Source organism: Arthrobacter sp. Soil762 (assembly GCF_001428335.1).
Lineage (GTDB): Bacteria > Actinomycetota > Actinomycetes > Actinomycetales > Micrococcaceae > Arthrobacter.
In genome coordinates, this window is the sequence record NZ_LMSG01000012.1 from 1 (window position 1) to 18,855 (window position 18,855).

Sequence of the window (18,855 nt, forward strand, 5' to 3'; positions counted from 1 at the left end):
CTGCAGTGACGGCCGTGCACCGTACCGGACGCCCGCAGATGCCGCACTCGTCCTAGCAACACCCCCGCTGACGACGCGCATCTGACCTGACTGAATACTGGCTTCCAAGGGAGCCACCTGCCGTGCGCTCCAGAGCCACCTGCCCAGATCACGGATCGTGTCGTTCAGAGCCACGATTGGCGTGGTTGAGAGCCACCTGAAAAGCTCCTCCCACCATGTGATGGCCACGTGGTGGGAGGAGTACCGGTAATGGTACGGAAGATCAAGGCGAAACTTGTCTTGCAGTTACGAAATCAGGGTTTATCAGGCAGGTCGATCGCCTCGGCGCAGGGCATCGCGCGCAATAGCATCCAGGCGGTGCTCGATGCAGCGGACCGGCTCGGCGTCGTCTGGGATGACGTCGCGGAGCTGTCGGAAGCCGAGGTGTATGCGGCCGTGTTCCCCGGCCGCGGCGTTCATGAGAGCGTCTTCGCGCAGCCGGACTGGCCCCGGGTTCACACTGAGTTGGCCCGGGTCGGGGTGACGTTGAAGCTGTTGCATCAGGAGTATGTCGACGCAGCGTCCATGGCGCAGGCAACGATGAGCTATGACCGGTTCTGCCGCCTCTATGGCGAACACGCCGCCGTCTCGGGGGCGACGTCAAGGGTCGGGCACAAGGCCGGCCGCAGTATCGAGGTCGACTGGTCCGGACCCACGATGCAGCTGTTGGATCCGACGACGGGTGAGCTGTCGAGGGTGTATTTGTTCGTCGCGTGCCTGCCGTTCAGCCGGTATGCGTTCGTGGAAGCGAGCCTGGACATGAAGCAGGAGTCGTGGCTGCGCGCCCACACGGCGATGTTCGCGTTCTTCGGTGGCAGCGTCCCGCGCCTGGTCCCGGACAATTTGAAGACCGGGGTGATTTCCCACCCGAAGGAGGGCGAGGTCGTGCTCAACGACGCTTACCGGGAGATGGCGGCGCACTACTCGGCCGCGGTCCTCCCGGGCAGAGTTCGCCACCCTCGAGACAAGAGTGGTGCCGAGAACACCGTCTCCCATGTCGCGACCTGGGTCATCGCCGGCCTCCGGCACGAGCAGTTTACGTCGCTGGCGCAGCTGCGCCTGCGGATCCGGGAACAGATCGATGCCTATAACCGGGAGCCGTTCCAGAAGCGTGACGGGTCACGCCTCAGTGTGTTCACCGCGGAGGAGAAGCCGTTGTTGCAGGCGCTGCCGGCGGCCCCATTCGAGATCAGCACGTGGGTCTATAAACGCAAGGTGAACGCCAACGCTCACGTGGTTTGGGCGAAGAACTTCTATTCCGTCCCTTTCAGCCATATCGGCGCCCTCGTTGACTTGCGCGTGACGGAGACGATGCTGGAGGTTTACCGGCGTGAGGAGCGCCTGACCAGCCATTTGCTGCTGCCGGCCACGGCCAGCAACCAGTATCGGACGAACGAGGCGGACCTGCCCGAGGGGCGCAGCTTCCAGGCCTGGGACCGGGGCCGGATCGAGGAGTGGGCGGCGCGGGTCGGACCTGCGACGGCGGCAGTGACAGCCAAGATCTTCGAGACCGTGTTCATCGATGAGGTCGGCTTCGACGCGGCGCTGGCGGTGCTGAAACTGTCGCGCCGATTCTCCCCGGCACGCCTCGAAGCGGCCTGCGCGCTGGCGCTGCGGGGCCCGATCCGCTCACCCCGCTATGCGCACCTGCGGCCGATCCTCGACACCGGACAGGACAAAACCGGACACACCCCCGAGCCCGAGCCGGATGATGGCGGTTATGTTCGCGGCGGCGCCTACTACGCCGGAGGCACCCGATGAGCGTCTTGGATGGGGAGACCAAACGCAAGCTCCGCGAGATGAACGCCGGCGAGCTGGTGGAGGCCATCGACCTCCAAGACGACACCCTCAGCATTGGCTTGTCGTTCGAGGAACGGGTCCGCCTGGTCGTCGACGACGCCTACTCCACCTTCATGCACTCGAAAGTGGACGGGCTGATCCGACGGGCGGGGCTTCGTTACCCCAACGCGGACCTGCGGCGCATCGACCTGCTCGACGAGCGCGGCCTCAACCGGCAGCTCCTGACCCAACTCGGGACCTGCTTGTTCGTCACTCGGCAGCAGAACGTCGTCTTCCAGGGGTTCACCGGGTCGGGGAAGTCGTATCTGGGCTGCGCGATCGCGAAACGCGCCTGCGAACATCGGATCCGCGCCCATTATGTTCGGATGCCCGACCTCGAAGAGGCCTGGGTCGCAGCTCAAGACACCCCCGGCGGCGCCGGCAAGTTCCTCCGGAAATACGCTGCCTTCACCCTGCTCGTCATCGACGAGTGGTTACTTGATCGGCCGACGGAATCGATGCGGACGATGTTGCTGGAGTTGATGGAGCGCCGTTACGGCGAGACGTCGACGGTGTTCTGCACCCAGTATCAGCAGAAGGACTGGCATCACCGCCTCGGCGCCGGCGTCCACGCCGACGCCATCATGGACCGCATCATCCACAACACCACCTGGGTCGACACCGGCACCTACAACATGAGGGAGCAGACCGCCCTGGCCAGCGCCTAACGATGAGGTCGAGGGCCAGTGGCTCCCAGGCACACCACCACTGGCTCTCTTCCGCACGATCGGTGGCTCTGAAGCGCAAGATTGGGTGGCTCTCAAGGCATCAAATACTCANACCTGGCCGCCGGCAACATCGTCATCCCCAAGTCGGTTAACCCGTCCCGTATCCGCGAAAACTTCGGGGGAGGGCCAGTGGCTCCCAGGCACACCACCACTGGCTCTCTTCCGCACGATCGGTGGCTCTGAAGCGCAAGATTGGGTGGCTCTCAAGGCATCAAATACTCACTCCGGTGGAGCAACCCTGTCGGAACTTCTTAGACCTGCTGAGTTCGGCACCCTGCGCCATAACAAATACACCAAGTTTTCCAGGGTCTCACCTAATGGCAAACGCCACACAGTGACCAGACGAAGCAGCCGACAAATTCCAATGCGTAGACGTGGCGGATACGTCGTCTATCCGGCCGCTGGTCGCGCCACGAAGCGCATAGTTTCACTCTCAGTACAGACAGTAACCAAACGAATTTATGACTCCATAGGGGGTTAACCATGGCTGGACGCCCAATTGAAATCCCAATCGCGATTACCTCAGACAAAGCTGAGCAGGGCGCTGAGAAGGTAGTTGACGCCTTAGAGCAGGTTGAGGATGGTCTTAAGGACCTCACCAAAGCCGGTGACAAAGCCGCAGATAACCTCGCAGATGATATGTCTGATGCAGCTAAGAAGATTGATCGTGATCTTACTAAAGCCCTTGATGAGGTAGAAGACAAAGCTAAGACCACAGGTAAAACAATTGGTAGGTCCGTTAAGGACGGAACTGATAAAGCTGGTGAGGGTCTTGGTGAACTCAAGGACGAGTCCAAGTCAACAGCTAAAGAAGCCGCTGCATCATTTGGATCTATCGAAGACGCCGCAGACGCACTACAGGAAGTTGTAGCTAACGCGTTCGTTGGTTTCGGTCCTGCTGGTATGGCTGCCGGTTTAGTCGCAGCTGTTGGTATTGGTTTTGCTATCTCTGCTCTTACTGAAAATGCGGACAAGATCAATGAGAACAAAGAGAAGATGCTTGACCTTGCTCAAACGATCAAGGACAACGGTGGCACCTTATCTGAGAGCGACTACATCCAATCAATGGAAGATTACGGCTATGCCATTCAGGATACCAAAGAATGGTTTGAAATCTTTCAAGAAGATGCAATCTCAGGCTTTGATAAAATCCGTGATGGTGCTGATAAAGCAGGCGTCTCACTCAAGGATTCTTTCCTAGGTCAATTCGGTTCCATTAATGATTCCACAAAGGTTCTTGCTGACCTTGATACCCAACTAGCTGACCTCGAAAAGCAGTCTCAAGCTGCGGGCTACGAGTTCGACATGATGGGCAACATGATCGATAATACCGATCCTGCAATTCGTAAGCAGATTGAGGGCAACAAAGAGCTTTCCCAGAAGGTACGTGACCACGTACAGCAGCTTCAAGATGCCGCTGAGATTGAGCGTATCCGACGTGCAGCAATTGAGGGTACTACTCAAGCAACCCTTGAGGATATTGAAGCTATTGAAAAGCGCACTGATGCAGTCAAGGGCTCCATCTCTTCTGAGCTTTCCTACCTGGATTCAGTTGATGATCTAACCGCAAAGCTTTCTGAGAACGGCGCACAGCTAGATAAGAACACCACAGCAGGACGAGATAATATCCGCGCTGTTCTTGATCAGGCATCCGCTATCGAAGAGATGGCTAAGGACTCCTTGGCGGCTGGTGAATCAACGGACACTGTGACAGCCAAATTCAACTCCCAGAAGGACTTGCTGGTCAATCAGCTTATGCCTGCTTTTGGTGGGTCCAGAGATGCCGCACAGCGCTACGTAGATACCGTTCTAAAGGTTCCTGGCAACGTCAAAACAGATGTTCTCGTGAACGACCAAGAGGCCCGAAACAAGCTGGACGCGCTCACAAAGGCGCGTACTGCTCCACTCCAAATTCTTCCTGACGGTACCGCCGTTGAGAAATTCATTATGTCTCAGCAGGGACGCAAAATCTTTGTTGAATTCGCACCTAGAGGGGGTGGGCAGGCTATCGCTCTGCCATAACTATGACCACAATTACAGCAACTCCTGATACTGCGACCGGCTCTATAACTCTTACAATTAACCAGACTGATTCCATTACTGCTATTACACGCACAAACGTGAATGGTACCTCTAGCGTGCGTGTAGCTACAGGACAGATACCCTCAGTATCACCAGGTACCACAATTGTTACCGACTACGAAACTGCACATGGTCTAAATACTTACAACGCTTACCATGCTGACGGTTCCTTTGTTACAACATCGGAAACTCTGGTAATTGATAAGCCATGGCTCCTGGTTCCTATTGCACCAAACTATTCGGAGCAAGCCGAGACAATCACTAACTACTCAGCAGGCCGTGATAGCTTCTCAACTATTCACCAAATTATCGGACGTGCTGATCCCCTTGTTGTTATGGGTAAATTGGGTACCCGTATTGGAAACCTTGAAATCTGGACTGAGAACCTGGAAGATGCTAATCGCCTAATCCGCGTATTTGATCGTGGTGAAGCTGTACTCCTAAAGCAAACGGTTCCAGGCATGGATATGTACTTCACGACTACAGGCCTTGACGTTACTCCATATTCCGTGGAAGGACCTGAGCTAACCAGATACCGCTTCGCTGTTCAGTACCAGGAAGTTGTCCGCCCGTTCGGTGACCTTGCTGGAGCTCTTGGCTGGAACTTCGATGCCCTGGCTGCTGAGTATTCATCCTTTGATGCTGTTACCGCAGCATTTGCATCCTTTGATGATCTAACACTTCAGGATGAAATCTAATGGCTATTACTTTCACAGCAGGTACGTCTGTAGAAGGCACAGCCAGTGCTACCAGTACGACCGTAACCCTTCCTTCTGGCCTTGCTTCCGGCGATTACACGATCATTATCGTTTCGCTAAATGCCACGTCAGGTGTTATAACAACCCCATCAGGTTGGACTAATATTCTGGCATCTACAAACAGTGCTAATGGTTCTACTTCCTATGCAATGGCTATTTTCTATCGCAAATGGGTTTCAGGTGATACTAACCCAGCTATTACAACAAGCAATGGGCGTGTTGCTGCAACTCCTATTCGTGTACAAGGGGCTGATGGAACTACTTTCGTAGATGTATCTGCAACTGTTACACAGGCCGCAGACGCTGCTACGACATTAACAGCCCCTACTATTACACCCGCCCAGGTAATGTTTTTATCTGTATTTGGTGGCCGTCGTCCTACTGGTGGCATATATCTGACCCCGTTTACTAATCTTTCGGGTTCTATGACCTCAATTGCGGAAGCATCGGCTAAGTCCACGACCACTAATGGTGGACATCTTATAGCCTTTCAGACAGTATCAACTGGTACTCCTACAGGCACCCGAGTAGCCGATCCAGCAGGTGCCACTTCAGGTGCTATGGGTGTATCTTTCTCGTTGAAACCAGCTTCTGGTGGTTCTTCAGATTACTCAGGAACAGCTGCATTATCCGGTTCGGGAACTCTTTCTTATAGTGGAACAGCAGCTTTTGCAATCGCAAGTGCTGTCTCTGGTTCAGGCACACTTTCTAAATCCGTGACAATGGGTGCAGGTGCTAGCATCTCCCTCATAGGTACTGGCACGCTAACTGCTGAAGGTATTTATACTCCTGCTGCTTTTGTTATACCGGATGATCACACCTATCCATACAAATACGATGCAGAAGACCGCATTAGATTCTCCGCTATGCACATTGTTTCAGCTACCGCATACCCTGACGGTGCTGATCCTGTGGAGTTGGATATTGAAACCGGTTGGGTAAAGTTTGACGACTCGGTTGCACCGCGTATTCAGGCCAGCCTGACATGTAAGATTCCGGCTGACACTTCAGTTCTTGAGTCCCTGGATGCCCGTAGAACCTTCCGCGTGCGAATCTATGCCGGTTACAAATGGAACTCAGTAGAGAAGGACGTGCAGCTTCTGGCTGACCTTCATGTGCGTAGTCGCTCTATCACTCGTCCTAACAACAGGATGGAACTGGAGTGTTGGTCTGATGAAGGCCTTGCAATGGATTACAAGCGTCTTGCCTGGGACTCTCAGCCTCCGCAGACAAACCTTTTGGATGCTGTGGCCTACCACAGACTTATTGCCACTATCGGCAGTGAGCTACCGGATATCGTTTCGGATTATCCACCCGAATTCGGTACATCCGCTGTAGAGGATCTGGTTCAGGAACCTGGGCAAAGTGGATGGGATTTGACTGTTGAGTCTGCCTCACGCGCTGGAGTATCTGTTTATTGCGATCCTGACCGTACATGGAGAATTGCCAAGCCTCAGGAACTCTCGTCTAAAACTGCCTTGAACCTGACCACTGGTGGCGGCGGTATCATCATTGATTCCAACTCCGTCTACAGTCGTGAAAACTTCCACAATGCAGTTTGTATTAAGTACGCGTGGAAGGACGATAGCAACGTTGATCATGTGGTTTACGGTCACGCCTTTATTGCAACAGGTCCGCTCTCGCTAATTGAAATTGGATACAACTCCTATTTCGAAGAGCGCAATGTACCGGCAACTCAGGCACAGGCAGATGCAGCCGCTTCAGCGGTTCTGACAGCACATTCAAGACGTGGCCGCAGCTTCTCAGTTGCAGCTGTATCCGCGTATTGGCTAAGACCTGGAATGACCGTTACAGCAACCCTTCCCGAAGGCGAACAAGAGCGCGTGCTTGTGTCCGCCGTTTATTACAACTTCCCTTCAGGCTCTATGTCGGTTCGCCTTCGTCAGCCCGAAGACATCGATATCTCAAACACCGAATAAGAAAGGCCTCAAAATGGCAACAACTATTACTCACAGTATCTACTATCCATCAGGCTCCCAAGCCCCTAACGTTCCCGTTGTCATGCAGACCGCAGCCGAGTCTGTTGATGCAGCCATCACCGCAGCCAAGGTACACCCAATGGGTCACATGGGTAAGACAGACGGCTTTCAGGCTATAACGTCGTTGGCCAAAAATACATTTTCGGCTGCTCAGATACTTAGGGGTGACGTTACCTTTAGTAATGCTGACGATGCCTTAGTAATAGGCACGACCGGTATATATAGAATTAATTTTCAGGTTTATGCCACAGGTGATGGGGCCGGTACTCAGAAGGGCATTGTTTACGTAGGCAATACTCAGATCGGTATAGGTACTCGTTACTTTAAAGAGGCTTTTACAGATACCGTTTCGCATGGCACTGGTCTTTACCTTTTGACAGCAGGGGACAAAGTATCCCTTCACTCAGAACACGCAGGTGCAAGCCTCAGTAGCTGGGGCAGCACCGGCTATAACGGCACCTACCTTGAGGTTGAGTACATCCAGCCATAGCACTTCCGGCCCCGTCTACCTCCTGGGATAGGGCCGGAACCACTTGTAGCACTGAAATGTTCATGCCCAACCGGGTACGTCGCCACGTTCCGGGTGGTCTTGGGCCGGCGCGTCGGGATCTGTCGCGGCGTACCTCAGGCGGCCTGACACAGTTTCATTGGTCCGTGCCCACAGGCCGGCCAGCAAAGCGAGGAGCAGCAGGCTGCTCGAGATTCCCAGGTTTTTCATTTCGGTCCCATTCATTGTGTAAATGACGCGGTGTAAGTCATGTGGCGGTTAGGGGATGTGACGGCTTGGCCATGCTCTTGGCTACAGTCCGAGGCTGATGGCCGCGATGCCGGGGAACACCGCGAAAACCACTGTTAGCGGGAGGACACCAAAGACCAAAGGAACCATCATGGCGATTTCTTTCCTGCCGGCCGATTCCATGAGGTCCCGTTTTGCGGTGTCCCGGACGTCCTGGGCCTGAGCCCTCAGCACATCTGCCAAGGGTGTGCCCCGCTCGACCGCGACGATGATTCCGTCGACAAATCTGACGAGCGGCCCCAGATCTGTCCGCGCGGAAAACTCCTGGAGCGCTTCCACCAGCGGTTTCCCCGCTCTGGTCTCAGCAAGAATCTTGGAAAACTCCTTGGCCAGCTCGCCACTGGCACTGCGACAGACGCGGTCCAGTGCACCAGTGGCACTTTCACCGGCACCGACAGCCAGGGCCATGAGCTCGGCAAGACTGGGAAACTCCGCCATCATCCGGGATTCCCGCCTGCTGATCTGGACGCCCAACCAGAAGTCACGGAAGAGAAAGCCGCCGAGCGCGCTTCCGAGGACGGCCACAACCGCGAGGAACGGACTGAACCGGCCGGCCACCGCGCCCAGCACCACCGCGGCCACGGCGGCGGCGAATCCAGCGGCGGCCCAGAGGAGCTGTTCGGCCCGGAAATCTATGGGTGATTTGTTGATGCCGGCTTGGGCGAGCCTGCGGGTCAGCGCCTCGGACCCGAGGTTCAGCTTCCCAAAGGCTGCGAGTCCGTCGTGGAGCAGGGGACGCGCGATCCGTTCCAACGGTCCGAATGGCGTGGCGTTCTGTCCGCTGGCCCGCAGCAACCGCGATTCAAGGTTTTGCGATTTCAGCTGCGGATCGATGCGTTCGACGAATGTGAGCGGCCGCATAAAGGGCAACCGGACGAAGAGTAGCCACAGGCCCGTCCCGAGGACGATGCCGCACACAATCGCAGCCGCCGAGATCCCGTTCATCGCAGCACCCGTTCGTCCTGCGGAAGGGCGCCGATGCGGAGCATGATGGAGTAGCAGACCAGCGACACCACGAGCCCGCCAAGGAGGACGCCGGCTCCCATGGGCGTGTTGTAAGCGTTCACGGCTTCAGGCCTGGTGGCCAGGAGGAGCATAACGATCCAGGGAGCGGCAACCGCGAGCCTGGCGGCGTTGACAGTCCAGGACTGCCGGGCCTCGAGCTCGCTGCGTGTCCGCGCATTTTCCCGGAGAAATTCCGCAAGGGTGCCCAACAGTTTCCCCAGGTCCGAACCGCCCACTTCACGGGTCAGCCTGAGTGCCTCGACGATCCGGTCCGCCACCGGGTCCGCCAGTCGGTCCTTGAGTTTATTAAGAGATGCATCGAATTGCCCGCCCGCGCGGTAGTCGGCACCGAAGTCCCGGAAAACATGCCGAAGCTCCTCGGGGCCTTTCTCCCCCAGCTGGATCAGGGCCTCCGGCAGTGAAAGCCCGGCGCGGATGGCCGAGCGCAGGTGGTCCACCACGTCCGGCCAGAGCTGGCGTAGGACAGCGGTTCTCCTGTTCGCCCGCCACCGGACAATGCTGACGGGCAACCACGCGCCGAAGAGTCCGAAGCAGACGGATATAGGCCATGACCGGCTGACGACAAAGAGGATGAGAGCCACAAATATGCCCAGTCCCAGGCACGACGCGACGAGGCCCGTCCCGGTGACCTTTTCGATTCCGGCGGACGCCAGCAGGTCCTCGAGGCGGCTGACCCGCGGGCGGCGCTTCAGCGCTGCCGGCTTTTCCCAGAACGACCACCAGATCAGGAAGAGCCCGGCGCCCGCAAGCACCCCTACCAGAGGCGCCATCAGCGCGGCTCCAGCAGCGCCGCGACGTCGTACCCTGCCCGGGAAAACTTCTCCGCCGCGGGCATGGAGTTGGCCCGCGGCTGCAGCTGGCCGTCCTCCATGGCGAAAACCATGGAGGATTCGATGATGCCGTTTTCCACCCGCCGGCCGAGGGAAAGGATCTCGGTTACTTGGCGGCGGCCGTTGGCGTGCCGGCTGCAGTGGACCACGAGGTCGATGCAGGATGCCACAGTGGGGACAACGAAGGCAGACGAGATATTTTCACCGGCGAGTAGCGGAAGGGTGCAGATCTTGGTCACAGCGTCGTGGGCTGAGTTTGCATGGACGGTGCACATCCCCGGAAGTCCACTGTTTAAGGCGATCAGCATGTCCAGGCTTTCCGCTTCCCGTACCTCTCCCACCACGAGTCTGTCCGGGCGCATCCGGAGGGCTTCCTTTACAAGCCTGCGCAGTGGGATCTCGCCTTCGCCTTCGAGGTTAGGCTGCCTGCATTGGAGTCCGACGACGTCCCTGAGCGGGAACTGAAGTTCGAAGATTTCCTCGACCGTAATGACGCGCTCACGGCTGCCGATGCTCGCGGCCAGGCAGTTGAGCATGGTGGTCTTGCCCGCCTGGGTTGAGCCCGACACGAGGATGTTCAGTCCGCTGGACACCGCTGCACCGAGGAAACGGGCAGACTGAGGTGTCAGGGTTCCAAGCTCGACCAGGTGCTCCAGGCGGCTGGCCTTCACCACGAACTTGCGAATATTCACGGCCCAGTGCCTGCGGGTGACATCTGGAATGACTACGTGGAGTCTCGAACCATCAGGCAAGGCTGCGTCCACGAAGGGCGATGACATGTCCAGGCGGCGGCCGGAACTCTTCAACATGCGTTCCACGAGATCGCGGACCTGCTGGTCCGTGAGGCTGAGTGAGGTCAGTTCCGACTCGCCGTTCCTGGCGACGTAGATTTCGTTGGGCGCGTTGATCCAGACTTCCTCGATAGTCGGATCGTCCAGCAACGGCTGGAGGACACCGAAGCCGGCCACCGCATCAAAGACAAACCTGCGTGCGGCCTCCAGCGGACCAATCGGAGGGAGCGGCCCCATCAGGGCCCGTTCGTCGTAGTCGCTGACAGCCGCCTCGACGAGACGACGGACCTCGCCCGCCTGCCTCAGCGGGTCAAGACCCCGACGGCGGATCAGCTCGCGGACTTCATCTTCCACGATTCGCACAGCGTCCAAGTTGTTCCCAATACAACTGCCGCCCCCGGCGGAGGCAGTTCAACTGGGTACAGCCTAGGGAGCGTATCGCACGCCGCCAAGTCAAATTCGCAACACTGTGGATAAGTATCCGTAACCGCATACCTTGTGACGGATAATGTGGCGACGGCAACGAGGTGCGGAGCCGTTTTTGAAATCAACTACAGGCCTCTTGGGGGAAGAATGAAAAATTTGCGTGCAGGACTGGCGTCGCTGGCAGTCGCAGGCTCTTTGGTGTTATCTGGCGTCGGAATACCCGCCGTTGCCGCCGACCCTTCCGTGGGCGGTGCTATCGGGGTCAAATACTATTCGATCGGCGGACCATCTTCTCAGTTGGGACGGTCCGTAAGCAGCGAGTTTCCAACTTCCGGCGGAGCCATGCAGAGGTTTCAAGGGGGGATTATTTTTTGGTCACCCGTCGGAGGAGCACATCCGTTATGGGGGGCAATCGAAAATAAATGGTATGTCGGCCACGATGCTGGCTGGCCCATCCGAGACGAGGAATCACTGGGCGGCGGCGCAATTGCCCAACACTTCACAAACGGAACGATGTACTACACACCACAAATCGGTCTTCACTACATCGGAGCAGGGATACGCGAGGCCTGGTGGAACAAGGGCGGCCAGACTGGCGTTGCCGGCTATCCAGTATCCGACGAAGGCTACTGGTATGCAGGCGGCGCCGTACAGACCTTCCAAGGCGGTACCTTCTACTTCACGCCCCAGTACGGGACCCGGTTACTGCAGGGAGCGATCCGGTGGGAGTACGAAACCAGCGGAGGATACTTCTATATGGGGCGTCCCGTGACCGACGAGTACGCCGCAAATGCAAGCACTCGGGCGCAGCGCTTCGAAGATGGCATCATCTACTGGTCCAACGGAAGAACCTGGACCGAACGGTACTAGAGGTAGAGGGTTAGGTGACAAAAACCTTCGGCCGCCTAACGGCGGCCGAAGGTTTCATCACCCCCTTGCCAGCCACACACCAGGCAGGCGACCCGGGGACCATGGGCACGAACATAGAGGGATTAGCAGCAATGAAGCCCTTCTTGCCCCGACACAGGACCCCCGACAGCGGTACGTCGGCGGGTACCGGTAAGGCGTCCGCATTATCCGCTGATCAGCCCCAACTACGGTTAGGGCAAACAGATCGCTCCGGGACGAGGAGGCACCGGGCATGCGGCGTCACCACGCTACGACCCACAGCGAGCGGTCGAAAATCACATTAGTAACAACTGAACCACTGGTTCCTCTGGTAACAGAGTGTTATGGTGGGCGCGTTAATCATCGAATACCACTGCCTGGTGCTTTCCCTGGGGGGAAATCACCTATGCAGCAACCAAATGAGCGCTCGGCGGAGCGCCACATTGTCTCCGGAGCAAAAATGAAGCGGAACCTGTCTCAGTCCCGTCGCCCTGCGTTTATGTCGTTGGGGATAGCGCTTCTGGCTGCCACCCTGGTAGCTTGCCCGGGCCTAGTTGGCGTTGCATCCGCCACCGAACCTGCGCCTACCCCGACTGTGTCCGCTTCCGGGCCTGCTCCGACGCCGACTGCGTCCGCCGATACCGGTGCTGCTTCAGCGACTGTGTCACCGTTTCCCCCCGCTTCGACAACGCCCACTACTCCCGACGAAACAACTCCATCAGCGACGGCATCTGCCCAGGCGCCGTCAGAGGATGCAGTGTCGATGGCGGAAGCAGTTGGCGTCGGCGGAGCCGAAATGGGCCAGCGGTCCGCTCGCGTCACTTCGACCACTCCCTCCAATTCCGTTAGGCGGCTTAGCACGGAATCGTTGTCCACCGAAGGCACTTGGATGCCCACGTTTGGTGTTCAAGGACTGGACGTAAGCGGACACCAACCTAGTGTGGACTGGCAACAGCAGTGGAATATGGGTGCGCGCTTTGCCTATGTGAAGGCCAGCGAGGGCAACTACTTCACGAATGACTACTTCAACTCCCAGTACCAGGGATCGCGCAACGTCGGCATGATCCGTGGCGCTTACCACTTCGCAGTCCCCAACTGGTCCTCCGGTGCCGACCAGGCTCGCTTCTTTGTGCAAAACGGCGGTGGCTGGTCTGCCGACGGTTACACCATGCCGCCGGTGCTGGACTTCGAGTTCAATCCTTACGAAGGCCGAACGATCAACGGCTTTTACTTCGGTAATACCTGCTACAACATGTCGCCGGGGCAACTCCAGTCCTGGGTTATGGATTTTGGCAACACTATGTTGTCGCTGACTGGCCGCCTGCCGGTCATTTATACCAACACAAGCTGGTGGAACCAGTGCCTAACTAATCCTTCAGGCTTCGGCGACTACCCCCTCTGGATCGCGGCCTACCCCAGCTCTGCAACGAATAATGCAGGCCCAGTTCCTACTGCGAGCTGGAGCAGTTACAGCATATGGCAGTACAGCAGTACCGGGCCGTTCGCCGGTGATTCGAATGTGTGGGATGGCGACTATGCGAGTTTGCAGCGATTTGCCCGGGCGGGCAGCGGCGTCGACGAAGCGTTTAGCCGTGAATACCAAGCGTCCAGCACATGGCTTGGAAACGCATGGGGACCTATTGCCTGCGGCTTGGTAAACAACGGGTGTTATCAGATTTACCAAGGTGGGTCGATCCAGTGGTCGCCCGCTTCGGGAGCACATTCAGTCCGGGACGGGGCGATACGCGGGACGTACCAAAGGACGGGATCAGAAAACGGACCTTTGGGATACCCCGTTGTAGGACCAGAAATATGTGGACTTAAGGGCGGCGGCTGCTACCAGATGTTTCAGGGAGGCGCCATCATCTGGACCGGCACGGGTATCCAGATCAGCCCTGCGGGCCCAATCCGCGACCGCTACGCAGCGATGGGCTTCGAAAACGGAGTTCTGGGCTACCCGACTTCGGGCCAGGTTTGCGGATATGTAGCTTCAGGATGTGTCCAGACGTTCCAGGGAGGTGACATCTACTGGTCTCCCTCATCCGGAGCCTACGCCGTCACTGCAGGTGCGATCCGTGCAAGCTTCCAGCGGCTTGGTTCCGAGAATGGCCAGACTGGTTATCCGGTCAGCAACGAAGTATGTGGCTTGAAGAACGGCGGTTGCTACCAGTTCTTCCAGGGCGGCTCAATGATCTGGTCGTCCACGACTGGAGCCCACTTCAGCCCCTTCGGATCGATCCGGTACGTGTGGGCGACTCAGAACTTCGAAAACGGTTGGCTCGGATATCCCTACACTGACGAATACTGCAGCTCTTCAGGTGAATGTCGGCAGGACTTCCAGGGAGGGTCACTGATCTGGACTCCAACCACCGGGGTGAACGTCTACCGTCGCTAGCCGTTGCTGAGCGCGGCGTCCCATGGTGTTGCTTGGCAGCCCTCTGGCGGAAGTAGCCGGGCTGGCCTTGAGACTCACCAGCAACTCTAGCGGCGACTCAAGGCCTCGGAACTTACAGCTAATGGATAGGCGTGTCTATACGACTTTGTTGTAAAGACACGCCTATCCAAAGGCAGTGTAACCAGAGCCATATTCAGCCAATAGCGACGGTCTCGGCTGGACTCACGACACGGCGAACCCGCGGCCTATCACTGCTGTGGGCGAGGACCCATCGATGCTGGGATGATCTATCGTTCTTCTTGAGATCGGAGCCCTCGGACATACTCTTCCAAGGCTTCTTTCGAATTCCGCGCAATGTAACCCTGCGAAGCGATTTTGCTGAGATCGAGCGTGCTGTTGAGCGGCCTCGGGGCGGCCTCTTTATCTCTGAAGTACTCAGCTGTGCTCACGCCCGTCACAGCTTGCCCGCTTACGCCGAGCAACTCATAAACCACAGCCGCGATGTCTGCCCAAGTCTGTGGCGCCCCATCGTTGGTCAAGTTGTAGGTTCCATAAGTAGTGCCGCTTTCAAGGAGGTGCCTAATCCCTGACGCTATGTCTGCGGCGAAACTTAATCGACCCGTCTGATCATTGACAACGGATGGTTTGACTCCGCGCAAGGCCAGATTCGCCATGGTCTTCACAAAGTTGTTTCCGTCACCAATTACCCAACTGGTCCGCACGATGTAGTGCCGCGGCACCACACTGACTATCGCGTCGCCTGCTGCCTTCGTCTGGCCATACACACCCAACGGCGTGAACGGTTCGCCTTCGTCATGAGCATCTCGGCCGCCGTCGAACACATAATCGGAAGAGACATGTACCAGAGTGAGGTCATGCTCGACGGCGGTCCTCGCTAGGTGTGACACCGCTGAAACGTTGACTGCCCAAGCTGCCGCCCTGCCTGCTGTGGTCTCCGCGTTGTCCACGGCAGTGTATGCAGCCGCGTTAATGATGGTGGAATAGTTCTTCCAGTTCAGGGCCTTGTAGGCGTCCTCGTTGCCGAGGTCGAATTCTGCGCGACCAGCAAATTCGACTGATTCGTCACCGTCATAGAGCTCCCGGAGTGCTTTGCCGAGCTGTCCATCGGCGCCTACTACCAGTATCTTCTTCCCTGGCATTGGGACCACGTCTGCCAGCCTTGGGTGGGCTTTGTCCTTATCGGAAAGTTCGGCCAGCTCCAAGGAGATGGGCCACTGTATGGCCGATGTCTCATCCGCCAGATTCAGGAACGTGTACTGACCTTGTGCTTCAGCAGACCAGTGATCGTTGACCAGATATGTATAGGCGGTGTTGTCCTCGAGGGTCTGGAACGCGTTGCCTACTCCGCGGGGGATGAAGATTGCTTGGCTGGCATCCATCACCGCGGTGAAAACGGTGCCAAAGGACGGGCCTTCGCGGAGGTCAACCCAGGCGCCAAAAATGCGTCCTGTGGCGACAGAGATGAACTTGTCCCACGGCTCGGCATGAATCCCGCGGGTGGTTCCAGCCTTCTCATTGAAGGAGATGTTGTTCTGCACCGGTCGGAAGTCGGGCAGGCCCAGAGACACCATCTTCTCCCGCTGCCAGTTCTCCTTAAACCAGCCACGATTGTCCCCGTGCACCGGAAGGTCATAGAGGACAACTCCTGGAATCGGGGTCTCGCGAGCGGTCAGTTTTTTCGAGAAGTCGATCGACATCGTCTACTGGCCCTGTTCTCTATATTTAGCTTCTGTGGCTGCTTTTTGGGGCCTCCACCAGTCTTCGTTATCGCGGTACCAGGCGATGGTGTCTTCGATGCCGGCGTCGAAATTGGAGAACTTCGGCTCCCAGCCCAACTCATCGCGGAGCTTGGTCGAGTCGATCGCGTAGCGCAGGTCGTGGCCCGGCCGGTCAACAACGTGGTCATATGCGTCCGGCGCCTGGCCCATGTGCTTGAGGATGAGCTCCACGACGTCTTTGTTGTTCTTTTCGCCGTCGGCGCCGATCAGGTAGGTCTCCCCGATCTTGCCGCCTGCGATGATGGCCAGGACGGCCGACGAGTGGTCGTTGGCGTGGATCCAGTCGCGGACGTTTTCCCCCTTGCCGTAGAGCTTGGGGCGAATCCCGTCGATCACGTTGGTGATTTGGCGCGGGATGAACTTCTCCACGTGCTGGTACGGGCCGTAGTTGTTCGAGCAGTTGCTGATCGTTGCCTGTAGCCCGAAGGAACGCACCCATGCGCGGACAAGAAGGTCTGATCCAGCCTTCGTGGAGGAGTACGGGCTCGACGGGTTGTACGGGGTCTGCTCCGTGAAGCGTTCCGGGTCATCGAGCTCCAGGTCTCCGTACACCTCGTCGGTGGAGATGTGGTGGAAGCGCTTGTTGTGCTTCCGGGCGGCTTCGATCAGTGTGTATGTGCCTATGATGTTCGTATCCAGGAACGGGCGCGGGTCGTGCAGGGAGTTGTCGTTGTGCGACTCGGCGGCGTAATGAACAACCACATCGCACTGTGCGACGAGCCCTTCCACGAGGATGGCGTCCGTAATGTCGCCCTGGATAAAGCTGAAACGGTCCTCGGAGAGGCCCCTCAGGGATTCGAAGCTTCCTGCGTAAGTGAGTTTGTCCAGCACCGCGACAGAATGCTCGGTGTGCTGCAGCACGTAGTGGACAAAATTCGAACCAATGAACCCGGCACCGCCGGTAATGAGGAGTCGCGACATACTCTTAGATTACCTGCTAGCCCGCAAGCCCCGGTTTACATGGCTCCGGCCGCGGGCGCTGTCCCTGACTCAGTACCCGGGCGCCGGCGGATAGCCGTAGTACTGCTCGAGTGTGCTGATACCGCGGTGGCGCATATCCCGGCCACGCCCTTGCCCGCGTAATGCAGGTGCCAGGGTTCGTACGCTAGCCCGTCCACGACGTCAGCCCGTCGGGGTAGCGGACGATGAAACCGAACTCATGGGCGCGGCTGGCCGCGAACCGGCCCGCAGGCGTGGTGGCAAAGCATTCCTGCAGCCCACAGCCACCATCAGGGTTTCCGATGTCCACAGCCAGGCCGCTCTGGTGCTCCGAGAATCCGGCGCGTGCTGAAATAGTGTCGGCACTGGCCTGGCCGTAGAGGGCCACGTAACTGTTGTAGAGAGAAGCCTGATCGACGTAACTGCGGAAGCCGCTGACCACGGTGACCGGGATGCCGGAGGCTGAGGCGGCGTCAGCGAACTGCCAGAAGGCTAGGGCCATCTGGTATCGAAGATAGCGCCCGCCCACATTCACCAGATCCGAGGGCGCGTAATCAATGGGTGAGAGAGGATTACGCTTATTGATTACCCGCTGGTACTCCCCAGCCTGACTGTAGGTGACGGTGACGCCGGTGGCCGGCTGCCAGGTCTTGGAGCCGCCCTGGAAGTTCTGGGTGCAGCTGCCGTCCACGGCGCATGTCTCGTCGCTGACCGGGAAGCCCAGCGGGCCGTCTTCCCAGCCGAGGCTTCCCCAGACGTAGTCGATGGAGCCCCCAGTGGCGTAGGCGCCGATACCAGGGGCCCAGTGGATCTGGCCGCCCTCGAAGCTCTGGTAGCAGCCGCCCGCGGCCAGCCCGCAGACCTCGGCAGCGAGAGGATACCGCAGGGCACCTGATTCAAAGCCACCGGCCGCCCACCGGTTCCGAATGGCTCCCCAGGTGGTGGGCTGCGCTCCGGTGTCCGGGGACCAATGGATCTGGCCGCCCTCGAAGCTCTGGTAGCAGCCGCCGCCGCGCAGTCCACAGAACTCGTCTGATACCGGATAGCCCAGGCGGCCGCGTTCCCAGCCCTGTTGCTGTCAACGGACTCCTATGGCGCCGTACGTTGCCATGGCACCGGTAGCCGGCGTCCAGTGGATCTGCCCGCGCTGGAAGTCCTTGTAACAGCCACCGGCGGGCAGCCCGCACGTCTCGTCGCTCATAGCCGCACCGAGTGTTCCACCGGCTCCTCCCAACACCTGGTACTTCGCCTCGATAGGTGTGACGGCCGACGCCGGGGCGGTCCCCAGGAGCACGGCAAGAAGGGCCAACAGGGTCATCACAGCAGAGAATTCGGTAAAACGCGAGCGCTTTATGATTGCCTAACTGATTAGGGGTGGGGGCTCCTGTTTGGGCGGCCAGACCCGGGAGCGCGCACTGCGTTGTGCGACCGTGCAGCAAATTCTAGTAGCTCCGGAACAGCAGTTACACTTGTTGCCGGCGCCTTGCAAAGTACGGGCGCGAAACGTTCGACATTCCGC

At 58.1% G+C, this 18,855-nt stretch carries 15 protein-coding genes; 8 read left to right on the plus strand and 7 right to left on the minus strand.

Annotated features, from left to right (window positions below; genetic code table 11):
* Window positions 1-249 precede the first annotated feature (249 nt).
* From istA to ASG77_RS21795, 6 genes are all read left to right on the plus strand, one after another.
* Window positions 250-1,800 carry an IS21 family transposase gene (gene istA, locus ASG77_RS08100; protein ID WP_056343656.1) on the plus strand — a complete coding sequence of 517 codons (1,551 nt, stop codon included), beginning with the start codon at window positions 250-252 and terminating at the stop codon, window positions 1,798-1,800.
* Window positions 1,797-2,546: an ATP-binding protein gene (locus tag ASG77_RS08105; protein ID WP_056343660.1), complete on the plus strand. Its 750-nt coding sequence runs from the start codon at window positions 1,797-1,799 to the stop codon at window positions 2,544-2,546. The genes istA and ASG77_RS08105 overlap by 4 nt, the downstream gene beginning before the upstream one ends.
* A gap of 543 nt (window positions 2,547-3,089) precedes the next feature.
* Complete coding sequence (locus ASG77_RS08110) at window positions 3,090-4,628, plus strand: hypothetical protein (RefSeq protein ID WP_056343664.1); 1,539 nt, start codon at window positions 3,090-3,092, stop codon at window positions 4,626-4,628.
* Window positions 4,629-4,630: 2 nt separating this feature from the next.
* Complete coding sequence (locus ASG77_RS21785; protein ID WP_156380230.1) at window positions 4,631-5,386, plus strand: hypothetical protein; 756 nt, start codon at window positions 4,631-4,633, stop codon at window positions 5,384-5,386.
* On the plus strand, window positions 5,386-7,386 hold the full coding sequence (locus tag ASG77_RS21790) for a hypothetical protein (protein ID WP_156380231.1): 2,001 nt from the start codon (window positions 5,386-5,388) through the stop codon (window positions 7,384-7,386). Before ASG77_RS21785 ends, ASG77_RS21790 begins: the two co-directional genes overlap by 1 nt.
* Before the next feature lie 13 nt (window positions 7,387-7,399).
* Window positions 7,400-7,936 carry a hypothetical protein gene (locus ASG77_RS21795; RefSeq protein WP_156380232.1) on the plus strand — a complete coding sequence of 179 codons (537 nt, stop codon included), beginning with the start codon at window positions 7,400-7,402 and terminating at the stop codon, window positions 7,934-7,936.
* 309 nt (window positions 7,937-8,245) lie between these two features.
* Here ASG77_RS21795 and ASG77_RS08115 read toward each other — a convergent pair whose 3' ends face one another.
* Genes ASG77_RS08115 through ASG77_RS08125 form a run of 3 tightly spaced genes read right to left on the minus strand, consistent with a single transcriptional unit; the run spans window position 8,246 to window position 11,261 of the window.
* Window positions 8,246-9,187, minus strand: coding sequence for a type II secretion system F family protein (locus ASG77_RS08115; RefSeq protein ID WP_056343668.1), 942 nt, complete (start codon window positions 9,185-9,187; stop codon window positions 8,246-8,248).
* Window positions 9,184-10,038, minus strand: coding sequence for a type II secretion system F family protein (locus ASG77_RS08120; RefSeq protein WP_056343669.1), 855 nt, complete (start codon window positions 10,036-10,038; stop codon window positions 9,184-9,186). The genes ASG77_RS08115 and ASG77_RS08120 overlap by 4 nt, the downstream gene beginning before the upstream one ends.
* On the minus strand, window positions 10,038-11,261 hold the full coding sequence (locus tag ASG77_RS08125; protein ID WP_056343673.1) for a CpaF family protein: 1,224 nt from the start codon (window positions 11,259-11,261) through the stop codon (window positions 10,038-10,040). Before ASG77_RS08125 ends, ASG77_RS08120 begins: the two co-directional genes overlap by 1 nt.
* A 201-nt stretch (window positions 11,262-11,462) precedes the next feature.
* Between ASG77_RS08125 and ASG77_RS21225 the strand changes: the two genes are divergently transcribed.
* Together ASG77_RS21225 and ASG77_RS22120 are read left to right on the plus strand one after the other, a co-directional pair.
* Window positions 11,463-12,185: an LGFP repeat-containing protein gene (locus ASG77_RS21225; RefSeq protein ID WP_082575911.1), complete on the plus strand. Its 723-nt coding sequence runs from the start codon at window positions 11,463-11,465 to the stop codon at window positions 12,183-12,185.
* Between the two features lie 907 nt (window positions 12,186-13,092).
* Entirely contained in the window at window positions 13,093-14,598 is a 1,506-nt protein-coding gene (locus ASG77_RS22120) for a GH25 family lysozyme (RefSeq protein WP_162254924.1), read from the plus strand.
* Between the two features lie 287 nt (window positions 14,599-14,885).
* Here the strand turns inward: ASG77_RS22120 and ASG77_RS08140 are convergent, their stop codons facing one another.
* The 4 genes from ASG77_RS08140 to ASG77_RS08155 all read right to left on the minus strand — a co-directional run bounded on the left by ASG77_RS08140 (window position 14,886) and on the right by ASG77_RS08155 (window position 18,654).
* Window positions 14,886-16,316 (minus strand): sugar nucleotide-binding protein, encoded by a 1,431-nt coding sequence (locus ASG77_RS08140; protein ID WP_056343683.1) that lies wholly within the window; start codon window positions 16,314-16,316, stop codon window positions 14,886-14,888.
* Window positions 16,317-16,319: 3 nt separating this feature from the next.
* Window positions 16,320-17,318: a dTDP-glucose 4,6-dehydratase gene (gene rfbB, locus ASG77_RS08145; RefSeq protein ID WP_056343685.1), complete on the minus strand. Its 999-nt coding sequence runs from the start codon at window positions 17,316-17,318 to the stop codon at window positions 16,320-16,322.
* A gap of 184 nt (window positions 17,319-17,502) precedes the next feature.
* Window positions 17,503-18,387, minus strand: coding sequence for a D-alanyl-D-alanine carboxypeptidase family protein (locus tag ASG77_RS22910; protein WP_327019619.1), 885 nt, complete (start codon window positions 18,385-18,387; stop codon window positions 17,503-17,505).
* Window positions 18,388-18,414: 27 nt separating this feature from the next.
* On the minus strand, window positions 18,415-18,654 hold the full coding sequence (locus ASG77_RS08155; RefSeq protein ID WP_056343689.1) for a hypothetical protein: 240 nt from the start codon (window positions 18,652-18,654) through the stop codon (window positions 18,415-18,417).
* Window positions 18,655-18,855 lie beyond the last annotated feature (201 nt).

Excerpts from the sequence above, each read along its gene's own strand:
- ASG77_RS08155 (WP_056343689.1), bottom strand. The coding sequence starts at position 18,654 with ATGACCCTGTTGGCCCTTCTTGCCGTGCTCCTGGGGACCGCCCCGGCG.
- ASG77_RS08105 (WP_056343660.1), top strand. The coding sequence starts at position 1,797 with ATGAGCGTCTTGGATGGGGAGACCAAACGCAAGCTCCGCGAGATGAAC.
- ASG77_RS21790 (WP_156380231.1), top strand. The coding sequence starts at position 5,386 with ATGGCTATTACTTTCACAGCAGGTACGTCTGTAGAAGGCACAGCCAGT.
- ASG77_RS22120 (WP_162254924.1), top strand. The coding sequence starts at position 13,093 with ATGCCCACGTTTGGTGTTCAAGGACTGGACGTAAGCGGACACCAACCT.
- rfbB (WP_056343685.1), bottom strand. The coding sequence starts at position 17,318 with ATGTCGCGACTCCTCATTACCGGCGGTGCCGGGTTCATTGGTTCGAAT.
- ASG77_RS08140 (WP_056343683.1), bottom strand. The coding sequence starts at position 16,316 with ATGTCGATCGACTTCTCGAAAAAACTGACCGCTCGCGAGACCCCGATT.
- ASG77_RS21785 (WP_156380230.1), top strand. The coding sequence starts at position 4,631 with ATGACCACAATTACAGCAACTCCTGATACTGCGACCGGCTCTATAACT.
- ASG77_RS08115 (WP_056343668.1), bottom strand. The coding sequence starts at position 9,187 with ATGAACGGGATCTCGGCGGCTGCGATTGTGTGCGGCATCGTCCTCGGG.
- ASG77_RS21225 (WP_082575911.1), top strand. The coding sequence starts at position 11,463 with ATGAAAAATTTGCGTGCAGGACTGGCGTCGCTGGCAGTCGCAGGCTCT.
- ASG77_RS08120 (WP_056343669.1), bottom strand. The coding sequence starts at position 10,038 with ATGGCGCCTCTGGTAGGGGTGCTTGCGGGCGCCGGGCTCTTCCTGATC.
- istA (WP_056343656.1), top strand. The coding sequence starts at position 250 with ATGGTACGGAAGATCAAGGCGAAACTTGTCTTGCAGTTACGAAATCAG.
- ASG77_RS21795 (WP_156380232.1), top strand. The coding sequence starts at position 7,400 with ATGGCAACAACTATTACTCACAGTATCTACTATCCATCAGGCTCCCAA.
- ASG77_RS08110 (WP_056343664.1), top strand. The coding sequence starts at position 3,090 with ATGGCTGGACGCCCAATTGAAATCCCAATCGCGATTACCTCAGACAAA.